The 19,549-nt window shown below is 65.6% G+C and carries 17 protein-coding genes; 11 read left to right on the forward strand and 6 right to left on the reverse strand.

Annotation, left to right across the window (positions count from 1 at the left end):
- Positions 1-121: 121 nt before the first annotated feature.
- The 3 genes from fabI to fabA form a co-directional block, all read right to left on the reverse strand.
- The gene (fabI, locus tag AAFG50_RS41515; protein ID WP_011083593.1) at positions 122-919 is read right to left on the reverse strand and encodes an enoyl-ACP reductase FabI; all 798 of its coding nucleotides are present in this window, start codon (positions 917-919) and stop codon (positions 122-124) included.
- Between the two features lie 135 nt (positions 920-1,054).
- The gene (gene fabB / locus AAFG50_RS41520; protein ID WP_028172510.1) at positions 1,055-2,278 is read right to left on the reverse strand and encodes a beta-ketoacyl-ACP synthase I; all 1,224 of its coding nucleotides are present in this window, start codon (positions 2,276-2,278) and stop codon (positions 1,055-1,057) included.
- 40 nt (positions 2,279-2,318) lie between these two features.
- Positions 2,319-2,840, reverse strand: coding sequence for a bifunctional 3-hydroxydecanoyl-ACP dehydratase/trans-2-decenoyl-ACP isomerase (fabA, locus tag AAFG50_RS41525; RefSeq protein ID WP_011083591.1), 522 nt, complete (start codon positions 2,838-2,840; stop codon positions 2,319-2,321).
- Positions 2,841-3,190: 350 nt separating this feature from the next.
- On the opposite strand from fabA, the gene irrA reads away from it, so the two are divergent.
- A complete protein-coding gene (irrA, locus tag AAFG50_RS41530; protein ID WP_008131763.1) occupies positions 3,191-3,682 on the forward strand; it encodes an iron response transcriptional regulator IrrA in 492 nt (163 codons plus the stop codon).
- A gap of 157 nt (positions 3,683-3,839) precedes the next feature.
- Here the strand turns inward: irrA and AAFG50_RS41535 are convergent, their stop codons facing one another.
- Positions 3,840-4,370, reverse strand: a complete 531-nt coding sequence (locus AAFG50_RS41535; protein WP_011083590.1) for an SH3 domain-containing protein — start codon at positions 4,368-4,370, stop codon at positions 3,840-3,842.
- Positions 4,371-4,700: 330 nt separating this feature from the next.
- Between AAFG50_RS41535 and AAFG50_RS41540 the strand changes: the two genes are divergently transcribed.
- A complete protein-coding gene (locus AAFG50_RS41540) occupies positions 4,701-5,702 on the forward strand; it encodes a D-glycerate dehydrogenase (RefSeq protein WP_011083589.1) in 1,002 nt (333 codons plus the stop codon).
- Between the two features lie 49 nt (positions 5,703-5,751).
- On the opposite strand, the gene moeB is transcribed toward AAFG50_RS41540, so the two are convergent.
- Complete coding sequence (gene moeB / locus AAFG50_RS41545; RefSeq protein ID WP_028172509.1) at positions 5,752-6,555, reverse strand: molybdopterin-synthase adenylyltransferase MoeB; 804 nt, start codon at positions 6,553-6,555, stop codon at positions 5,752-5,754.
- A 267-nt stretch (positions 6,556-6,822) separates the two neighbouring features.
- Between moeB and AAFG50_RS41550 the strand changes: the two genes are divergently transcribed.
- Both AAFG50_RS41550 and AAFG50_RS41555 read left to right on the forward strand, forming a co-directional pair.
- Entirely contained in the window at positions 6,823-8,184 is a 1,362-nt protein-coding gene (locus tag AAFG50_RS41550; RefSeq protein WP_028172508.1) for a serine protease, read from the forward strand.
- Positions 8,185-8,429: 245 nt separating this feature from the next.
- Positions 8,430-9,173, forward strand: a complete 744-nt coding sequence (locus AAFG50_RS41555) for a ParA family protein (RefSeq protein WP_028172507.1) — start codon at positions 8,430-8,432, stop codon at positions 9,171-9,173.
- Between the two features lie 172 nt (positions 9,174-9,345).
- On the opposite strand, the gene mutM is transcribed toward AAFG50_RS41555, so the two are convergent.
- A complete protein-coding gene (mutM, locus tag AAFG50_RS41560) occupies positions 9,346-10,227 on the reverse strand; it encodes a bifunctional DNA-formamidopyrimidine glycosylase/DNA-(apurinic or apyrimidinic site) lyase (protein WP_028172506.1) in 882 nt (293 codons plus the stop codon).
- An 81-nt stretch (positions 10,228-10,308) separates the two neighbouring features.
- Between mutM and ubiE the strand changes: the two genes are divergently transcribed.
- The 7 genes from ubiE (at position 10,309) to AAFG50_RS41595 (ending at position 19,442) form a co-directional block, all read left to right on the forward strand.
- Positions 10,309-11,070: a bifunctional demethylmenaquinone methyltransferase/2-methoxy-6-polyprenyl-1,4-benzoquinol methylase UbiE gene (gene ubiE / locus AAFG50_RS41565; protein WP_028172505.1), complete on the forward strand. Its 762-nt coding sequence runs from the start codon at positions 10,309-10,311 to the stop codon at positions 11,068-11,070.
- Complete coding sequence (ubiB, locus tag AAFG50_RS41570; protein ID WP_011083583.1) at positions 11,067-12,641, forward strand: 2-polyprenylphenol 6-hydroxylase; 1,575 nt, start codon at positions 11,067-11,069, stop codon at positions 12,639-12,641. The genes ubiE and ubiB overlap by 4 nt, the downstream gene beginning before the upstream one ends.
- A 56-nt stretch (positions 12,642-12,697) precedes the next feature.
- A complete protein-coding gene (gene coaBC / locus AAFG50_RS41575; RefSeq protein ID WP_028172504.1) occupies positions 12,698-14,149 on the forward strand; it encodes a bifunctional phosphopantothenoylcysteine decarboxylase/phosphopantothenate--cysteine ligase CoaBC in 1,452 nt (483 codons plus the stop codon).
- Positions 14,146-14,604, forward strand: coding sequence for a dUTP diphosphatase (gene dut / locus AAFG50_RS41580; protein WP_011083581.1), 459 nt, complete (start codon positions 14,146-14,148; stop codon positions 14,602-14,604). Before coaBC ends, dut begins: the two co-directional genes overlap by 4 nt.
- A gap of 375 nt (positions 14,605-14,979) precedes the next feature.
- Complete coding sequence (locus tag AAFG50_RS41585; RefSeq protein WP_028172503.1) at positions 14,980-17,484, forward strand: PAS domain-containing sensor histidine kinase; 2,505 nt, start codon at positions 14,980-14,982, stop codon at positions 17,482-17,484.
- A complete protein-coding gene (gene tsaE / locus AAFG50_RS41590) occupies positions 17,481-19,037 on the forward strand; it encodes a tRNA (adenosine(37)-N6)-threonylcarbamoyltransferase complex ATPase subunit type 1 TsaE (protein WP_028172502.1) in 1,557 nt (518 codons plus the stop codon). The genes AAFG50_RS41585 and tsaE overlap by 4 nt, the downstream gene beginning before the upstream one ends.
- 87 nt (positions 19,038-19,124) lie before the next feature.
- A complete protein-coding gene (locus tag AAFG50_RS41595; protein WP_011083578.1) occupies positions 19,125-19,442 on the forward strand; it encodes a PilZ domain-containing protein in 318 nt (105 codons plus the stop codon).
- Positions 19,443-19,549: the final 107 nt, after the last annotated feature.

A 19,549-nucleotide genomic window follows, 5' to 3' on the forward strand; every position in this document is an offset into this window, starting at 1 on the left:
ACCGCGGGATACGACCCCGCGGCGCCACCGGGCGCAGCAAACATTATTTCTATCGCCGAGTCTGCCCCATGATCGTGGGGTGCGAGGAAACGGTCGCGGCCTCAGGCGGCCTGCGAACGCTTTATTCCGACTTCAGATCGTCAGGCCTCGGCATCAGGACGATGTTGTAGCCGGAATCGACGTAGTGGATCTCGCCGGTCACGCCGCCGGACAGATCCGACAGCAGGTACAGCGCCGAACCGCCGAGCTCGTCGAGCGTGACGCCGCGGCGAAGCGGCGAGTGTTTTTGCATGAAGGCAAACATCGCGCGCGCCTCACCGATCCCCGAGCCGGCAAGCGTGCGGATGGGACCGGCGGAGACCGCGTTGACGCGGATGCCGCGCGGTCCGAAATCGGAGGCGAGGTAGCGCACGGAGGCTTCCAGCGCCGCCTTGGCCACGCCCATCACGTTGTAGTTCGGCATCGCGCGCTCCGAGGCGCCGAAGGTCAGCGTGATCATGCTGCCGCCCTCCGTCATCAGCTCGGCGGCACGTTTTGCGACCTCCGTGAACGAGAAGCAGGAGATCACCATGGTGCGCGAAAAATTCTCGCGGCTGGTGTCGGCGTAGCGGCCCTTCAGCTCGTTCTTGTCGGCGAAGCCGATCGCATGGATGACGAAATCGAGCTTGCCCCATTTTTCGCGCAACACATCGAAGGTCGCGTCGACACTGGCGATGTCCTCGACGTCGCAAGGCAGCACCAGTTCGACGCCGAGCTGCTCCGCCAGTGGCTTGACTCGCTTGCCTAGGGCTTCGCCCTGGAAGGTGAAGGCAAGCTCGGCGCCATGGGCATGCAGCGTCTTCGCCATGCCCCACGCGATCGAATGATCATTGGCGATGCCCATGATCAGACCGCGCTTGCCCTTCATCAAACCTTCCATGTCAGCCGTCGCTCCTATTTTCGACGTCATCGCCCGCGCAGGCGGGCGATCCAGTATCCAGAGACCGTCGTGATAAATGGAGAAGCCGCGGCATACTGGATGCCCCGCCTTCGCGGGGCATGACAAAATCAGAGATCACACGTCCAGCCGGCTGAACACCAGCGTGGCGTTGGTGCCGCCGAAACCGAAGGAGTTCGACAGCACGGTGCCGATTTTGACGTTGTCGATGCGCTTGCGCACGATCGGCATGTCGGCGAACACGGGATCGAGCTCCTGGATGTGCGCGCTCTCGCAGATGAAACCGTTGTTCATCATCAGCAGCGAGTAGATCGCCTCCTGGACGCCGGTCGCGCCCAGCGAATGGCCGGTCAGCGCCTTGGTCGCCGAGATCGGCGGGCACTTCTCGCCGGTGCCGAACACCTTGCGGAGCGCCTCGATTTCCGGCGGATCGCCTGCCGGCGTCGAGGTCGCGTGCGGATTGATGTAGTCGACCTTGGTCTTCACCGTCGACATCGCCATGCGCATGCAGCGCTCGGCGCCCTCGCCCGACGGCGCGACCATGTCGTAGCCGTCCGAGGTCGCGCCATAGCCGACGATCTCGCCATAGATGCGCGCGCCGCGCGCCTTGGCATGCTCGAGCTCTTCCAACACCAGCACGCCGGCGCCACCGGCGATCACGAAGCCGTCGCGGTTGACGTCGTAGGGACGCGAGGCGGTCGCGGGCGTGTCGTTGTACTTCGACGACATCGCGCCCATCGCGTCGAACAGCACCGACAGCGACCAGTCCAGCTCCTCGCAGCCGCCGGCGAAGATGATGTCCTGCTTGCCGATCTGGATCGTCTCATAGGCATTGCCTACGCAATGGTTCGAGGTCGCACAGGCCGAGGAGATCGAATAATTCACGCCCTTGATCTTGAACCAGGTCGCGAGCGTCGCGGACGCCGTGGACGACATCGCCTTCGGCACTGCAAACGGTCCGACGCGCTTCGGGCCCTTGCTGCGGGTGATGTCGGCGGATTCGACGATGGTGCGGGCGGAGGGGCCGCCGGAGCCCATGATGATGCCGGTGCGGATGTTGGAGACGTCTTCGGGCGACAGACCGGAGTCCTGGATCGCCTGTTCCATCGCGATGTGATTCCAGGCCGCGCCCTGGCCGAGGAAGCGCATCGCGCGGCGGTCGACGACCGTCGCAGGGTCGAGCGTCGGCGCACCTTGCACCTGCGAACGGAAGCCGAGCTCGGCATATTTCTCAGCCCGCGAAATGCCCGACTTCGCCTCGTGGAGGCTCGCAAGCACTTCCTGGGTGTTGTTTCCGATGGACGAGACGATGCCCATCCCGGTGACCACAACCCGCCTCATGACAGCCTCGCCTAAATCGTTGTCTTTCTTTGTGATGCGTTCAGCCCAGGCTCGTGCCCTGCTTGAACAGGCCGACCTTCAGATCCTTCGCGCGATAGATAATCTGGTCATCGACCGAAAGCCACCCGTCGGCGATACCGAGCACGAGCTTTGCCCGCATCACGCGCTTGATATCGACGTTGTACACAACCTTGCGGGCCTCGGGCAGCACCTGGCCGCTGAACTTCAGCTCGTTCAGGCCAAGCGCGCGACCGCGACCTTCACCGCCGCTCCAGCCCAGGTAAAAACCGACCATTTGCCACAGCGCATCGAGGCCGAGGCAGCCGGGCATCACCGGATCGTTCTTGAAATGGCAGCCGAAGAACCAGAGGTCGGGCTTCACGTCGAGCTCGGCGCGCACCAGGCCCTTGCCGAATTCGCCGCCATTGTCGTTGATGTCCGTGATGCGGTCGAACATCAGCATCGGCGGCAGCGGCAGCTGGGCATTGCCCGGGCCGAACATCTCGCCGCGGGCACATGCCAGCAGATCTTCGTATTCGTAACCGTTGCGCCTGTTCAGCATGCATGTGCCTCTGTTCAAAGTCCGATTGAGCGACGTTTTTTGGCGAAAATGGGCCCCGTCCCGGTCGGAGAGTAACGCCAATTGCCATCGTCAGGCGCAACTCCCACAAGCCCCGATGGACTGCGGACCGGGCCTCGATGCCCGGGTGCACCAAAATCGGCTAAGCGGAACCGCGCGCTCTCTAACACAGGCCATTTCGGTGGCAAAGCGCTCTCATGAAGGTAAAATGACGGGCTCCTCGCTCGGTTCCACTCCGATTAGAACCTCTCTAGTTGCGAGAAACTTGCATCTGCATCTATCTGTTCTTATATTGCAGGGAGTTATTGTTCACGCGTGCCCGAAATCTGGAAATGAGCGAGAATACCGCGCCCCATCACGACGACGACGTCCATGCCGCGGCCCTCCTGTCCGGCCGCCAGCCGGCTTTGACCGGCTGCCCGTGGCACGACGTTAACGAAATGCTCCAGTCCGCCGGGCTCCGCCCGACGCGGCAGCGCATGGCGCTGGGCTGGCTCCTGTTCGGCAAGGGTGCTCGTCACCTTACGGCTGAAATGCTGTACGAGGAAGCCACGCTGGCCAAGGTTCCGGTGTCGCTGGCGACCGTCTACAACACGCTGAACCAGCTCACCGACGCCGGCCTGCTGCGCCAGGTCAGTGTCGACGGCACCAAGACCTATTTCGACACCAACGTCACCACGCACCACCACTATTACCTCGAGAACAGCCATGAGCTGGTCGACATCGAGGATCCGCATCTGGCGCTGTCCAAGATGCCGGAGGTGCCCGAGGGTTACGAGATCGCGCGCATCGACATGGTCGTGCGCCTGCGCAAGAAGCGCTGAGATCTATCCTAAACTGTTGATTTGGTCGTCATGGCCGGGCTTGTCCCGGCCATAATTGTTTACGCCGTCATTCCGGGGGCGGTGCGTAGCACCGAACCCGGAATCTCGAGATGCCGGGTCTGGCGCTTCGCGCCATCCCGGGATGACGCCTGCAGCGTCAATTCACCTGCTCGTCCGAATACACGCCCCAGAGGCGTTCCTGCTGGATCCAGCCGTCAAAACCGTTGCCGGTGACGCGGCACCAGTTTGCGCTGCACTTCTTCACTTGGGTGACGACGCCGGCCTGGAGCTTGGCCGCAACCGCGCTGTCAGGATCGGCGCGGTCATAGATCGGCGCGAGCTCGTCCTTGTGCTTCATGGTGACGACTGCGGTGCGGCGGCCCGACAGCAGCGAGTGATAGACCCAGCCCTCGGCGCCTTCGGAATCGCGCACCCGGCGCCAGTTCTCGAACTCGGCTGTGATTTCGACCGGCAGGCCGGCGCGGGTATAGACCCAGGCCACGTCATTGTCCTTGGTCGGACCGGCACGGACGTTCACGTGATCCGACTTCAGGCTGACATAGCGCGGCACCGGGAGGCCGCTGGCGCTCTGGGGGGTGTTGTCCTTCGCCGAATGCGAGGGGCTGACCGAGGCGCTCAACCAGGTGCAAACGAGCGCCATCACCGAACAAAAACGCCCCAACGCCATCAACCCGTCTCCTGTCGAGGACCCGGCCGAGCCGGACCCTCACCCCAAAATTCCAAAATACCCTGCCGCGGTCGTCCCTGACCCGCCCCACGCGGGTGTTCCGCCAAGCCTTACCCCGTGGTTCTTGTCTTGGCCCGGCCTTCTGCTAGAGAGGACGGACGCTTGAACAACCAGTTTGGCCCGATTTTCCGGATGGAAATATCGGGAGAGCTTGAAGGAAACGCCGGGGACGACACGGCAAGGGCAGTGTCGAACAACCGGGTTAATGAGGCCTGAACGGCCGGCCTTTGGCGACAGAGGCGGGCTTGCCACGCCTCATGAGAGCAGGACATGTCGGTGAAGAAAAAGCCCCTCGTCGTGGTAACGCGCAAGCTGCCGGATTCGATCGAGACGCGGATGCGCGAGCTGTTCGACGCGCGGATCAATCTCGACGACACGCCGATGTCGGCCGACCAGATCGCGGAAGCCGCGCGCACCGCCGACGTGCTGGTTCCGACCGTCACCGACCACATCACCGCCGACATCGTCAACCAGCCCGACTGCAAGCTGCGCCTGATCGCCAATTTCGGCAACGGCGTCGACAATATCGATGTCGAGGCCGCGCATGCGCGCGGCATCACCGTCACCAACACGCCAAAGGTTTTGACCGAAGACACCGCCGACATGACCATGGCGCTGATCCTGGCCGTGCCTCGGCGGATGATCGAAGGCGCCTCGATCCTGACGGAAGGCAAGCCCTGGCCCGGCTGGTCGCCAACCTGGATGCTCGGCCACCGCATCGGCGGCAAGCGCCTCGGCATCATCGGCATGGGCCGCATCGGCCAGGCAGTGGCGCGCCGCGCCCGCGCCTTCGGCCTGCAGATCCACTACCACAACCGCCGTCCCGTGGCGCCGAAGATCGCCGAAGAGCTTGGCGCGACCTATTGGGAAAGCCTCGACCAGATGCTGGCGCGGATGGACATTCTCTCGGTGAACTGTCCGCACACGCCGGCGACCTATCACCTGCTCTCGGCGCGACGGCTGAAGCTGATCCGCAAGGACGCCTACATCGTCAACACCGCGCGCGGCGAGGTGACCGACGAGGACACGCTGATCAAGCTGATCGAAGGCGGCGAGATCGGCGGCGCCGGGCTCGACGTCTACGAGCACGAGCCCGCGGTGAACCCGAAGCTGGTGCGGCTGGCCAAGGCCGGCAAGGTGACGCTGCTGCCGCACATGGGCTCGGCCACGATCGAAGGCCGCGTCGAGATGGGCGAGAAGGTGATCATCAACATCCGCACCTTCCTCGACGCGCACAAGCCGCCGGATCGCGTGCTGCCGAGCATGCTCTGAGGCGCTGTGCGCTGGGGGCCACGCGGGGGTAGAGATTGAAGAACACGCGCTAATCGCGGTGCACGCTCAGATCGGCGATCACAGGCCCATCGCCGTTGAGCGGATTGGCGGGATCGCGCCCGTAGCGCAGCGTCTCGAAGCGCATCGCGCGCGCATCGATCATCAGGAGGCGGCCGACGAGGCCGTCGCCGAAGCCGACGATCTCGCGGATCGCCTCCAGCGCCATCATCGAGCCGAGCACGCCCGCGAGCGCGCCCATGACGCCGGCTTCGGCACAGGCCGGCACCGTGCCGGGCGGCGGCGCTTCCGGAAACAGGCAGCGATAAGTCGGATTGAATTCACCAGCCTCGTTCTTTTCATGCGCGCGGATGGTGGTGAGCGAGCCGTCGAAGGTGCCGAGCGCCGCGGTGATCAGCGGTCTCTTCGCGAAGAAGCATGCGTCCGAGACCAGATAGCGCGTCGAGAAATTGTCGGAGCCATCGAGCACGAGGTCGTAGTCGCCGATCAGGCTGAGCGCGTTGTCGGCGTTGAGCCAGGTGGCGTGACCGACAAAGCGGACATGCGGATTGAGAGCGGAAATGCGCTCGGCCGCGCTCTCGACCTTGTGGCGGCCGATATCGGGCGTCGTATGGATCACCTGGCGCTGGAGGTTGGACAGCGACACCACGTCGTCATCGACCACGCCGAGCGTGCCGATCCCGGCGGCAGCCAGATACATCAAGGCGGGCGCGCCGAGCCCGCCGGCGCCGATCACCAGCACGGAGGCCCGCTTCAGCGCGGCCTGGCCCGGGCCGCCGACGTCGCGCAGCACGATATGGCGGGCATAACGTTCGAGTTCGTCCGGGCTCAGCATTCTCAGCTCTTCCTAGATTGCTGCCGCCCCCCGCGAGGAGCGCGGAAGTCGCACATACTGTCATTCCGGGGCGATGCGAAGCATCGAACCCGGAATCTCGAGATTCCGGGTTCGGCTCTTCGAGCCGCCCCGGAATGACCTCGTAACACTCACGTCCTCTCAGATGAGGGTCCGGCCTGCCCGCAGGCCTGAACCACCCCGAGATTGTTCGCGACCAACGAGATGTGCTTCAATGGCATTGCGTTCAATGGGCTGGCTGGATTTGTCATGAGATCGATGCTTGCGGCAACACTGATGTTTGCGGCCGCCACAGGCGCGAACGCCCAGATGACGACGCCGCAGGTCCCCGGCACCAAGCCGAAGACGGTCCAGACCGTTCCGATCCGCCCGCCCGCACTTCAGACGCCGTCGGAAACGGCCGATGCCGTGGCGCAGGCCGAACGCCTCTCGCTCCAGTCCGACCTCGCCTGGGTCGGCCAATATAACGGCGCCATCACCGGCGAGGTCAGCGAGCGCATGGTCAATGCCATCAAGGAGTACCAGAAGAACAAGGGCGGCAAGCCGACCGGCGTGCTCAATCCGCAGGAGCGCGCCGCGCTTGCCGAGACCGCGCGGCGGAAGCAGGACAGCGTCGGCTGGAAGATCGTGACGGAGATGACCAGCGGCGCCCGGCTCGGCATTCCCTCAAAACTGGTGCCGCAGCAGGCGACCGATGCCAACGGATCGAAATGGACCTCGCCGACCGGAACTGTGCAGGTGCTGCTCAGCCGGCGCAAGGAGGCGAACCCCACGACCGCGAAGCTCGCGGACGCCGAGAAGAAGGAGCCGGCCGGACGCAAGGTCGACTACACCGTGGTGAAGCCCGACTTCTTCGTGCTGTCGGGGCTCCAGGGCCTGAAGAAATTCTACGTGCGCGGCACCTTCAAGGGCGACGAAGTCCGCATCATGACGATCCTCTACGACCAGGCCACCGAGAACACGGTCGAGCCGGTCGTGATCGCGATGTCGAGCGCGTTCAATGCATTTCCGGCAGGACCGCAAGCCGGACCGCCGCCGCGCAAGACCGTCGAATACGGCACCGGCATCGTCGTCAGCGACGACGGCGCGATCCTCACCGACCGCCTCGTCACCGACAGCTGTCTTGCGATCACCATCGCCGGCCACGGCAGCGCCGATCGTCTTGCCGAGGACAAGGAGCACGATCTCGCGCTCTTGCACATCTACGGCGCGCGTGGCCTGAAGCCACTCGGCCTCGCTGGCGGCGGGGCGAAGACGAATGTCGATGTCGTCGGCATCGCCGATCCGCAAAGCCAGGGCGGCGCGGCCGGGGTCTCGAGTGTCAAGGGCGCGCTCGCCCCCGTCACGAGCAGCGATTCCGCGCTGTCGCCACCACCGGCGGTCGGATTTTCCGGCAGCCCCGCGATCGACGCGGGCGGCAAATTCGCCGGCATTGCGCTGTTGAAGCCGGCGATGGTGGCGGGACCTGCGACGTCGGTGCCGGCGTTGCAGGCCGTGATGGTCTCCGCGGAGACGGTGCGCGATTTCCTGAAGGCCAACGGCGTCACAGCAAACGGCAGTTCAGCGGATGCGAAGGCCGCAGTCGTCCGCGTGATCTGCGTGCGGAAGTAAGCCAGGCGACAATCACAATCTCTCGTGTCTATCGGCGCACATCGCACGTACGACTACGGGTCCAGTAATGGTACGGATTAGCTGGCATTCCCGATTCCGACATCATTGTTACCGTTGATTCGGACCACCGCGATCCCCTTTGGATCGGGCCGGCACGTCCTGAGCGAGAAGAGCTCAGCATCCAGAAGCGATGCACGTTCGCGTGGCGTATTCCTGACCCAGGCATTCCAAAGGATTCATCTTCCATGCACACGATCGTACTGGCCACCCAAAAGGGTGGCAGTGGCAAGAGCACGCTCGCCGTCGGCCTCGCGCTGGCGGCCAAGCAGGCCGGCTTCACCGTCCGCCTGATCGAGACCGACCCGCAGGGCACCCTGTCCAACTGGCAGCGCCGTCGCACCGCCGAGGATCTCGTGGTCGAGCCGATCTATCACGCCGCCGACATCGGGCCGCGCCTGAACATGCTGGCCGACAGCGGCCTCCAGCTCGCGATCGTCGACACCGCGGCCGGCCTCAGCGCCGCGACCACCGCCGCGATCCGTCATTCCGATCTCTGCCTGATCCCGGCCCGCCCGAGCGTCGCGGACATCGAGGCGACCGCCTCGACGCTGAGCGTCGCACGCGCCTGGAAGCGGCCCTACAGCTTCGTGCTGAACCAGACGCCGATCCGCGGCCAGCGCATCGACAATGCCGCCAACACACTCGCCGAGGAAGCCGCGCTCGATCTCGCCGAGGTGCTCGCGCGTCCCCTGATCGTGATGCGCAACGACCACCAGGATTCACTCGCCGGCGGCCTCGCCGTCAGCGAATTCGCGCCGAACGGCAAGTCGGCGGACGAGATCCGCGGCCTCTGGCAGTGGATCGAGACCCGGCTCGAGCTCAGCGCCACGACCAATGCCCTGATCGACCAGGTCATGTCGGCTCCGGACGGCCTGCTGCATGCCGCCACCGGGCTTTCCACGGACGAGACCACGACACTGGCGTCCTGAGCGGGGCGATCGCTCGGGCGTCAGCCGGCCCTTCACCATCCGGAAGGGCACCAGCGTCGAGGCAATCCGGCCACCCAGCCCGGCCGGATTGCTTCACTGCACTCGCAATGACGTCGTGGTGAGCTCGTCACGCTCGCAGAGACTCACAGCCTCGCGGTCGCGAGCCTGATCCTCACTTCTGACATTTCGGACACCAGAAGGTCGACCGGCCGTTCTGGGTGAAGCGCTTGATCGTGCCGCCGCAGGCAGGCGTCTTGCAGGTCTCGCCTTCGCGGTCATAGACCTTGAACGAATGCTGAAAGTAGCCGAGCTCACCTGTGGTCTGGCGATGGTCGCGCAGTGACGAGCCGCCGGCCTTGATGGCGTCGTTCAGCACGGTGTGGATCGCACCGACCAATCTCTTCGCGTGATCCGTTGGCTCGCCCTTCCTGGTCGCCAACGTCGCAGCGATCCGGCGCGGCGACAGGTGCGAGCGATGCATCGCTTCGCAGACATAGATGTTGCCGAGCCCTGCCACCACGCGCTGGTCGAGCAGCGCGGCCTTCAGGCTGGTGGCCTTGCCTTCGCAGGATCGCGCCAGCATCGCGGCATCGAATTCGTTGCCGAGCGGCTCGGGGCCGAGGCCGCGGAGCAGCGGCTCGTCTTCGAGCGCGTTGCGCGCGATCACTTTCATGTAACCGAAGCGGCGCGGATCGTTGAAGACGATGTCGGCGCCGGAGGACATCCGAAACAGCACGTGGTCATGGGTGGTGTCCTTACCCCGTGGATAGTGAAACTCCCCAGGTGCGACATCATTGTCCGGCTTGATGACGCGAAACGAGCCCGACATGCCCAGATGCATCAAGAGCACGTCGCCGGAGGCCAGATCGGCCATGAGATATTTTGCGCGGCGGCCAAGCCCCGTGACGACCTGCCCCTGGAGCCGGGCCACGAAGTCCGGCTGGAACGGAAAGCGCAGATCCGGCCGGCGGGCCTCCGCGACGACGATCTTCGCACCCTCCATGACGGGCTGAAGGCCGCGGCGGACGGTCTCGACTTCGGGCAATTCAGGCATGGTCAGGCATTCACCTTATGAGGGCGGTGTGATAGCGCCATTGCGGCGGGCGCGCTATGGTCCGCCTCGTGGAGTAGAGTAATGGATCGGCCGGGCGAAACCACGCATTTTGGCTTCAGGGACGTTCCCCTGGGGGACAAGCAGACGCTGGTGAACGATGTGTTTCACAGCGTTGCGTCGCGCTATGACCTGATGAACGACTTGATGTCCGGCGGCCTGCACCGGGTCTGGAAGGACATCATGATCAACGCGCTGGATCCGCCGAGGGGCGACCGGCCGTTCGCGTTGCTCGACGTCGCCGGCGGCACCGGCGATATCTCGTTCCGCGCCGCCAAGGCCGCCGGCCCCGGCTTCCACGCCACGGTCTGCGACATCAATTCCGACATGCTCGCCGTGGGCCGCGAGCGCGCCGCCAAGCGCCATCTCGAGACCCAGGTCGATTTCGTCGAAGGCAATGCCGAAGCGCTCGCCTTTGCCGACCGCAGCTTTGACGCATATACGATCGCTTTCGGCATCCGCAACGTGCCGCAGATCGACCTGGCGCTGCGCGAGGCCTATCGCGTGCTGAGGCCCGGCAGCCGCTTCCTGTGCCTGGAATTCTCCACCGTCGAGATGCCCGGCCTCGACAAGCTCTATGACCTGTTCTCGTTCAAGGTGATCCCGCCGCTCGGCCGCATGATCACGGGCGACGCCGAGTCCTACCAATATCTCGTCGAATCGATCCGCAAGTTTCCCAGGCCCAACGCCTTCGCCGACATGATCCGCGACGCAGGCTTTGCCCGCGTGAACTGGCAGACATTGTCCGGCGGCATCGTCGCACTGCATTCGGGCTGGCGTTTGTGATTTCTGCAATTACCCACACCGCGCGCCTGATGCGCGCTGCGTTCGTGTTCGCGCGCGAAGGCGTGTTCGGCTCCGTCGATCCGAGCCTGGTGCCGCCGCCCGGGCAGCTCGCGCTGAAGCTTGCGCGCATCGTCGAACGGCGCGGTCCAAAGCACGGGCCGCGACTGTCGCGCGCGCTGACCCGGATGGGCCCGGCCTATCTCAAGCTCGGGCAGTTTCTGGCGACGCGCCCCGACGTCGTCGGCGTCATCATGGCGCGTGACCTGGAAAGTCTCCAGGATCGCCTGCCGCCGTTTTCGCAAGCAGAAGCGGAAGCTGCGATCGCAGCCTCCCTGGAGCGTCCGCTCAAGGACGTGTTCGCGAGCCTCGGCCCGCCGGTCGCCGCCGCCTCGATCGCTCAGGTGCATCGCGGCGAAGTGGTACGTGACGGCATCCGCAAGGCAGTCGCCGTGAAAGTGCTGCGCCCGAATGTGGCCTCGCGCTTCCGCCGCGATCTCTCCGATTTCTTCTACGTTGCGCACAAGGCCGAGACCTATTCGGCCGAGGCGCGGCGGCTGCGCCTGATCGAGGTCATCAACACCATGTCGCGCTCGGTCGCGATGGAGATGGACCTGCGGCTGGAAGCGGCTGCAATGTCGGAAATGGCGGAGAACACGGGCGACGATCTCGACTTCCGCGTGCCCACGGTCGACTGGGACCGTACCACGCACAACGTGCTGACGATGGAGTGGATCGACGGCATCGCGCTGAACGATCACAAGCGCCTGGCAGAGGCACAGGTCGACCTGCCCGATCTCGGCCGCAAGGTGATCCAGAGCTTTCTGCGCCACGCGCTGCGCGACGGCTTTTTCCACGCCGACATGCATCCGGGCAATCTTTTCCTGGACGACACCGGCCGCCTCGTCGCGGTCGATTTCGGCATCATGGGCCGGCTCGGGATGAAGGAGCGGCGCTTCCTCGCCGAAATTCTGCTCGGCTTCATCACCCGCGATTATCGCCGTGTGGCGGAGGTGCATTTCGAGGCGGGCTACGTGCCCGCGCACCACTCCGTCGAGAATTTCGCGCAAGCCATCCGCGCCATCGGCGAGCCGATCCACAACCGCACGGCCGAAGAGATCTCGATGGCGCGGCTGCTGACGCTGCTGCTCGAGGTCACCGGCCTGTTCGACATGACGACACGGCCCGAGCTGATCCTGCTCCAGAAGACCATGGTCGTGGTCGAAGGCGTGGCGCGCGGCTTCGATCCCAGGCTCGATATCTGGAAGACCGCCGACCCCGTGGTGCGTGAGTGGATCGAGCGCAATCTCGGGCCGATCGGCCGGGTGCAGGGCGCGCTCACCGGCGGCGGCGACCTCGCCCGCGTGCTGATGCGCCTGCCCGATATCGCGCAGCGCTCCGTTGCAGTGCTCGAGCAGCTCGAGACCATGACGCGGGAGGGCCTGCGGCTGTCGCCGGAGAGCATCGCGGCGATGGGCCGCAGCGAGGGCCGCAAGAACCGCTGGCGCACGGTGGCGCTCTGGATCATCGCAGCGACCTTCATCGGGATCCTGATCGCCGTCCGGAATTTGTGATTGCATTGCAATCATTCGATTGATAGCATCGCTATCATTCCGTGCCGGAGGGCGTCATGGCGAGCCTAACCATCCGCAAGCTCGACGAACACGTCAAAACCTATCTGCGGCTGCGTTCGGCCAAGAATCACAGGTCCCTTGAGGAAGAGGTCCGGGTCATCCTGCGGGAGCTGATCGAGGGCCGTGAGGAGCCGTTGACGCCCTTTGCGGTGCCGCCTACGGCATCCACCGCTCCGACGCCTCAGCGCACCGGCGCCCTTGCCGAGGCCAGCGTCACTCTGATCATCGGCGGCGGGATCGCGGCCTTTAAATCGCTCGACCTGATCCGAAGGCTGAAGGAGCGGCGCATCGAGGTCCGCTGCGTGCTGACCAACGCGGCCCAGCAATTCGTCACGCCGCTCTCGGTCAGCGCCCTTTCGCATGAGCGCGTCTATACCGACCTGTTCGATCCCCAGAGCGAGTTCGACGCCGGCCATATCCGCCTGGCCCGTGACTGCGACTTGATCGTGGTGGCCCCCGCCACGGCCGACCTGATGGCCAAGATGGCGAACGGCCATGCCGACGACCTCGCCAGCGCCATCCTGCTCGCGACCAACCGCAAGGTGCTGCTGGCGCCGGCGATGAATCCGCTGATGTGGAACAACGCGGCGACCCGACGCAACGTCGCGCAGCTTCAGCGCGACGGCGTCGTGCTGATCGGGCCGAATTCCGGAGGGATGGCCGAGGCGGGTGAAGCCGGTATCGGCCGCATGTCCGAGGCGTTGGAGATCGCCGCCGCCGCCGAGCGCCTGCTGCGGCCGCCGGTGCCGCGCCCGCTCGCCGGCAAGCGCGTGCTGATCACCGCGGGCCCGACCCACGAGCCGATCGACCCGGTGCGCTACATCGCCAACCGCTCCTCCGGCAAGCAGGGTTTTGCCATCGCCGCCGCCGCGCAGGCCGCCGGCGCCGAGGTGATCTTGGTGAGCGGCCCGGTCGATCTCGGCGATCCCCAGGGCGTGACGGTGAAGCATGTGGAATCGGCGCGGCAGATGCTGGAGCAGGTGCAGGCGGCCCTTCCCGCCGACATCGCGATCTTCGCCGCTGCGGTCGCCGACTGGCGCGTCGCCAATGAGGGCGAGCAGAAGCTGAAGAAGACCTCGGCCGGCATGCCGCCGCTCCAGCTGGTCGAGAACCCCGACATCCTCGCCACGATCTCGAAGCTGACCGACAAGCGCCCGCCGCTGGTGATCGGCTTCGCCGCCGAGACCGAGCACCTCATCGACAACGCCAAGACAAAGCTTGCCCGCAAGGGCTGCGACTGGATCGTCGCCAACGACGTCTCGCCGGCGACCGGCGTGATGGGCGGCGACCGCAACACTGTCCACCTCATCAGCCGCAAGAATGGTGAGAAGAACGGCGAGATCGCGGTTGATTCCTGGCCCGCGATGACCAAGGAACAGGTCGCCACCGAGCTGATCGCGCATATCGTCAAGAGTGTGATCGACAAATCCCTGGAGCCCGCATCTTGAGCACGAAAGTCACGGTCGAACTGCAACGCCTGCCGCATGCCGAGGGCCTGCCGCTGCCGGCCTATCAGACGGCGGAGGCCGCCGGTCTCGACCTGATGGCCGCGGTTCCGGAGGACGCGCCGCTGACGCTTGCGTCCGGCCGATATGCGCTGGTGCCGACCGGCCTTGCGATCGCCTTGCCGCCCGGGCACGAGGCGCAGGTGCGGCCGCGCTCGGGGCTTGCCGCCAAGCACGGCGTCACCGTGCTGAACTCGCCCGGAACCATCGACGCGGACTATCGCGGCGAGATCAAGGTGATCCTGATCAACCACGGCGCAGCGGCCTTCGTGATCAAGCGCGGCGAGCGGATCGCGCAGATGGTCATCGCACCCGTGGTTCAGGCCGCGCTGGTTCCCGTGGCGACCTTGTCGGCGACCGATCGCGGCGCCGGCGGCTTCGGCTCGACCGGGCGCTAACGCACGGCAGCGAGTTGGGCTTCACCTCTCCCGCTTGCGAGAGAGGTCGCGGAGCGAAGCGACGCGGGTGAGGGTTCTCTCCTCTTGGGGATTCCCACCGCGGAGACACCCCTCCCCAACCCTCCCCCGCGAGCGGGAGGGGGAGCGCACCTTCATCGGGGCAACAATTCGCATGGGCCGCTAACGCACGGCAACTCCAGCCGAATTCCCCGAAGAACTACGTGAACCCGGAACGCCACGTCCCGCATTTTTTTGGGGCCGCCTTTGCGTTCACGATCTGGACTCTTACCGGTGGAGTCACGGTGGGGGTATTGTCGTTTGATTCGCGCGCGACGGGGGTCGCCGCGCGTAAATTCGTGCGGTCTTGGGGCAACTATGTCAGGCGTGATCGTGTCGATGCGTCGGACGCTGCTATCGTGCACATCGCTCGTGCGCGACGGCCTGATCGGGAGCGCTCTCGCGGCGCTGCTGCCGGCTGCGCCGGCTGAGGCCGCCGACTTCGTTGGCACACTTTCGGAATTGCTGGACTTCAACCGGCAGGAACTTGCGGTGCTCGCCACCGCGCTTGCGCTGCTCGGCTTCTCGGTGATGGCCGCGATCCTGCTGATGCGTACGCGCGTGCGCACGGCGAAGAACGAGGCGCGGCTGCGCGCGCGGATCGGGGAACTGCAACTCCAGGCCGACCGCTTCGGCGCGCTGCTGTTCGCCGAGCCGCAGATCCTGATCTCCTGGCCGGCGGGCGACAACCGCGCGCAGATTTCCGGCGACGTCTCGATGGTGCTGCCGCGCGACTCCTCCCCGCAGCGCGTGCTCGCCTTCGGAACCTGGCTGCCGCCGGAACCGGCGCTCCAGATGGACCACGCTGTGGATGCGCTGCGCGACCGCGGCGACGGGTTCCAGCTGACGCTGACCACCGCGCATGGCCATACGCTGGAAGCCATTGGCCGCGCCATCGGTGGCCAGGCCATTGTCAGGATTCGCGAACTCTCGGGCCTGCGCCGGGATCTCGCCGAAACCAATCTGCGCTACAAGGCGCTCTCCGACGAGACCGAGATGCTGCGCGGCTTCGCTGCGGCGGCACCCTGGCCGATCTGGGCCAAGGGCGAGAACGGTGCGCTCACGTTCGCCAACCCGGCCTATGTCCGTGCGACCGAGGCTGCGAGCTTCAGCGACGCCCACGAGCGCAAGCTCGAGCTGCTCGACAGCGCCGACCGCAGCGCCATGGAACGGGGACTGAAGGACGCGGCCAATTTCACCTCCCGGCTGCCGATCGTGATCGGCGGCGAGCGGCGCATCTACGACGTGCGCGCCGTCAATGTCGGCAGCGGCAGCGTCGGCGTCGCGATCGATGCCAGCGAGGCGGATGCGCTGAGCTCGGCGCTGGTGCGGATGGCGGAGGCGCATCGCCGCACGCTCGACCAGCTCTCCTCCGGCGTCGCCGTGTTCGACGGCCACCGGCGCCTTGCCTTCTACAACGATTCCTACCGCCGGCTATGGGACCTCGACCGTACCTTCCTCGACGCCAATCCCGATGATTCCAGCGTGCTGGACCAGCTCCGTGCCGCGCGAAAACTGCCGGAGCAGCCCGACTTCCGCGCCTGGAAGGCCAAGCTGCACGAGGCGTATCGCGCGGTCGAGGCCGCCAAGGACACCTGGTATCTGCCCGACGGCCGCGCCCTCTCCGTCGTCACCACGCCGAACCCGGAAGGCGGCGTCACCTATCTGTTCGACGACGTCACCGAGAGCCTCGAGCTCGCCCGCCGCTTCGACGGCATGATCCGCGTCCAGCGCGAGACGCTGGACAGCCTCGCCGAGGGCGTCGCGGTGTTCGGCAGCAACGGCAAGGCGCAGCTGTTCAACCCGGCCTTCGTCCGGATGTGGAAGCTGTCGAGCGACGCGATGCGCGACGAGCCGCACATCCAGACCGTCGAAGGCTGGTGCCATCAGCTGTTCGACGACCCCGTGGTCTGGCGGCAGATCCGCGAGGCCGTCACCTCGATCGAGAGCCGCGCCGACGTGCCGCTGAAGCTGGAGCGCAAGGACGGCAGCGTGCTCGACGGCATGATCCGGCCGCTGCACGACGGCGCCACCATGCTGACGTTCCAGGACATCACCGACACCGAGAACGTCGAGCGCGCGCTGCGCGAGCGCAACGAGGCGCTGGAGGCCGCCGACCAGATGAAGGTGGATTTCGTCCACCACGTCTCCTACGAGCTGCGCTCGCCGCTCACCACCATCATCGGCTTCGCGCATTTCCTCAGCGACCCCTCGACCGGACCGCTGACGCCGAAACAGGCCGAATATCTCGACTACGTCACGAAATCGACCAACGCGCTGCTGGCGCTGACCAACAACATCCTCGATCTCGCCACCATCGACGCCGGCGCGATGAAGCTGGAACTCGGCCCGGTCGACGTCAGCAAGACCATCGAGCTCGCCGCCGAGGGCATCCAGGACCGGCTCGCCACCGACCGCATCCGCCTGAAGGTCGAGATCGCGCCCGATATCGGCAGCTTCATCGGCGACGAAAAGCGCGTGGTGCAGGTGCTCTATAACCTCCTCGCCAACGCCGTCGGGTTTTCTCCACAGGATTCCACCGTCGGCATCAGCGCGCGTCGCACCGAGCACAGTGTGGTCTTCACTGTGACAGATTCCGGGCCTGGAATACCTGCCGACATGAAGGACAAGGTGTTCAACTGGTTCGAAAGCCGCTCGCAGGGGTCGCGTCACCGCGGCGCCGGGCTCGGCCTGTCGCTGGTGCGCTCCTTCGTCGAGCTGCATGGCGGCAAGGTGCGGGTGGATTCGATCGTGGGCAGGGGCACGGTCGTGATCTGCGACTTCCCGACCGACCAGGCGGCGCATCGCGACGCCGCCGAATGAGCGCGCCAACCACATTCTCCGTCGCGCTTCACAACGAGACGGCCACCGCGCAACTGATGGCCGATCTCGCGCTGCTGGTCGGGCCGGGCGATGTCATCACGCTCACCGGCGACCTCGGCGCCGGCAAGACCGCGGCCGCCCGCGCCATGATCCGCTACCTCGCCGACGACGAGGCGCTGGAAGTGCCGAGCCCGACCTTCACGCTGGTGCAGGGTTATGAGCTGCCGCCGTTTCCGGTCATGCATGCCGACCTCTACCGCGTCGAGGACGAGAGCGAGCTCGAGGAGATCGGGCTGTCGCCGATGCCGGATGCCACGCTTGTCCTGATCGAATGGCCGGAGCGTGCGCCGTCGGCGCTGCCCGAGGATCGCATCGACATCGCACTCACCCATCGTCCGGCTCTGGGCTCGAACGCACGTGCCGCCGACGTCACCGGTTACGGCAAGGGCGCAGCCCAGGTCGCGCGTCTGAAAGCGCTGCGCGAATTCCTCGACGCATCCGGCTATCTCGACGCGACGCGGCGGCGCATGGCCGGCGACGCCTCGACACGGTCCTACGCGCGGCTGCTGCGCGACGACGAGATCGTCATCCTCATGAACTTTCCGCAGCGCCCCGACGGCGCGGCGCTCTACAACGGAAAGTCCTACAGCGCCGCGGTGCATCTCGCCGAAAACGTCAAACCCTTCGTCGCCATCGACGAAGGCCTGCGCGCGCAAGGCATCTCGGCGCCCGCGATCCATCATGCCGATCTCGACCACGGCTTCCTGATATCGGAGGATTTCGGCAGCGAAGGCGTAATCGAAGGCAACCCGCCGCGCCCGATTCCCGAGCGCTACGAAGCCGCGACCGACGTGCTGGCGGTGCTGCACGGCAAGACGCTGCCGGAGACGCTGCCGCTGGACGGGCAGAGCTACGCCATTCCGGTCTTCGACATCGAGGCGATGCTGATCGAAATCGGATTGATGCCGGAATGGTATCTGCCCGATCGCAACGCGCCGCTGAGCGAGCCGAAGCGCGCGGAATTCTTTACGATGTGGCGTGAGCTGCTGCAGAAGCCGCTGGCCGCGCCGAGGACGTGGATCATCCGCGACTATCACTCGCCCAATTTGATCTGGCTCGGGATGCGCACCGGCATCGAACGCGTCGGCGTGATCGATTTCCAGGACACCGTGCTCGGGCCGCAATCCTACGACGTGGTGTCGCTGCTCCAGGACGCCCGCATCGACGTGCCCGAGAATCTCGAGTTGGCGCTGTTGTCGCGCTACATCAAGGCGCGCCGCGCTGATGATGCGAGCTTCGATCCGGCCGGTTTCGCCGAGCTCTACGCCATCATGTCGGCGCAGCGGAACACCCGCCTGCTCGGCACCTTCGCCCGGCTCAACCGCCGCGACGGCAAGCCGCATTACCTGCGCCACCAGCCGCGGATCTGGACCTACCTCCAGCGCTCGCTGGCGCATCCCGCGCTCAGCCATTTGCGCGACTGGTATCTCGCCAACGTCCCGCCACCCCAAAGGCCGTCACAAGAACCGGCACCAGAACCGCCCCAAGGCTGATTCGAGCCCGATTTACCGGCTGTTAGCCAAGACGTCGGTATTCTGGCGGCAAGGAGCCGAATAATTACCGGGCTGGAGCAAGGGCAGATGGCGGTGAAGACAGACCAGCGCAGCAACAGCCGGGTTGTTTTCGAGCGTGGGATTCCAGCCCAGATGATGGGAATCGACGGCACGTGGCGGCGCGACTGCACCATGGAGGACGTCTCCCAGAGCGGCGCCAAGCTGACCATCGACGGTTCGGTCGAAGGGCTCCATCTGAAGGAATTTTTTCTCCTGCTGTCGTCCACCGGACTCGCGTACCGGCGCTGTGAGCTTGCCTGGGTCAATGGCGACCAGATCGGCGTCAATTTCCTCAAGCTCGGCGACAAGAAGAAAAAGGCGCGTTCCGCATCCGTCGGGGCGTAACGGCCACACCCGTCGTACAACCGTCACGGCAGGTGGCTAAGGCGGTTGAGATGCGGTGCGGCTGAATGAGTCCCGTGCTAGGATTGCCGCGAACGCGAATTGCAAGG

Source organism: Bradyrhizobium sp. B039 (assembly GCF_038965675.1).
Lineage (GTDB): Bacteria > Pseudomonadota > Alphaproteobacteria > Rhizobiales > Xanthobacteraceae > Bradyrhizobium > Bradyrhizobium diazoefficiens.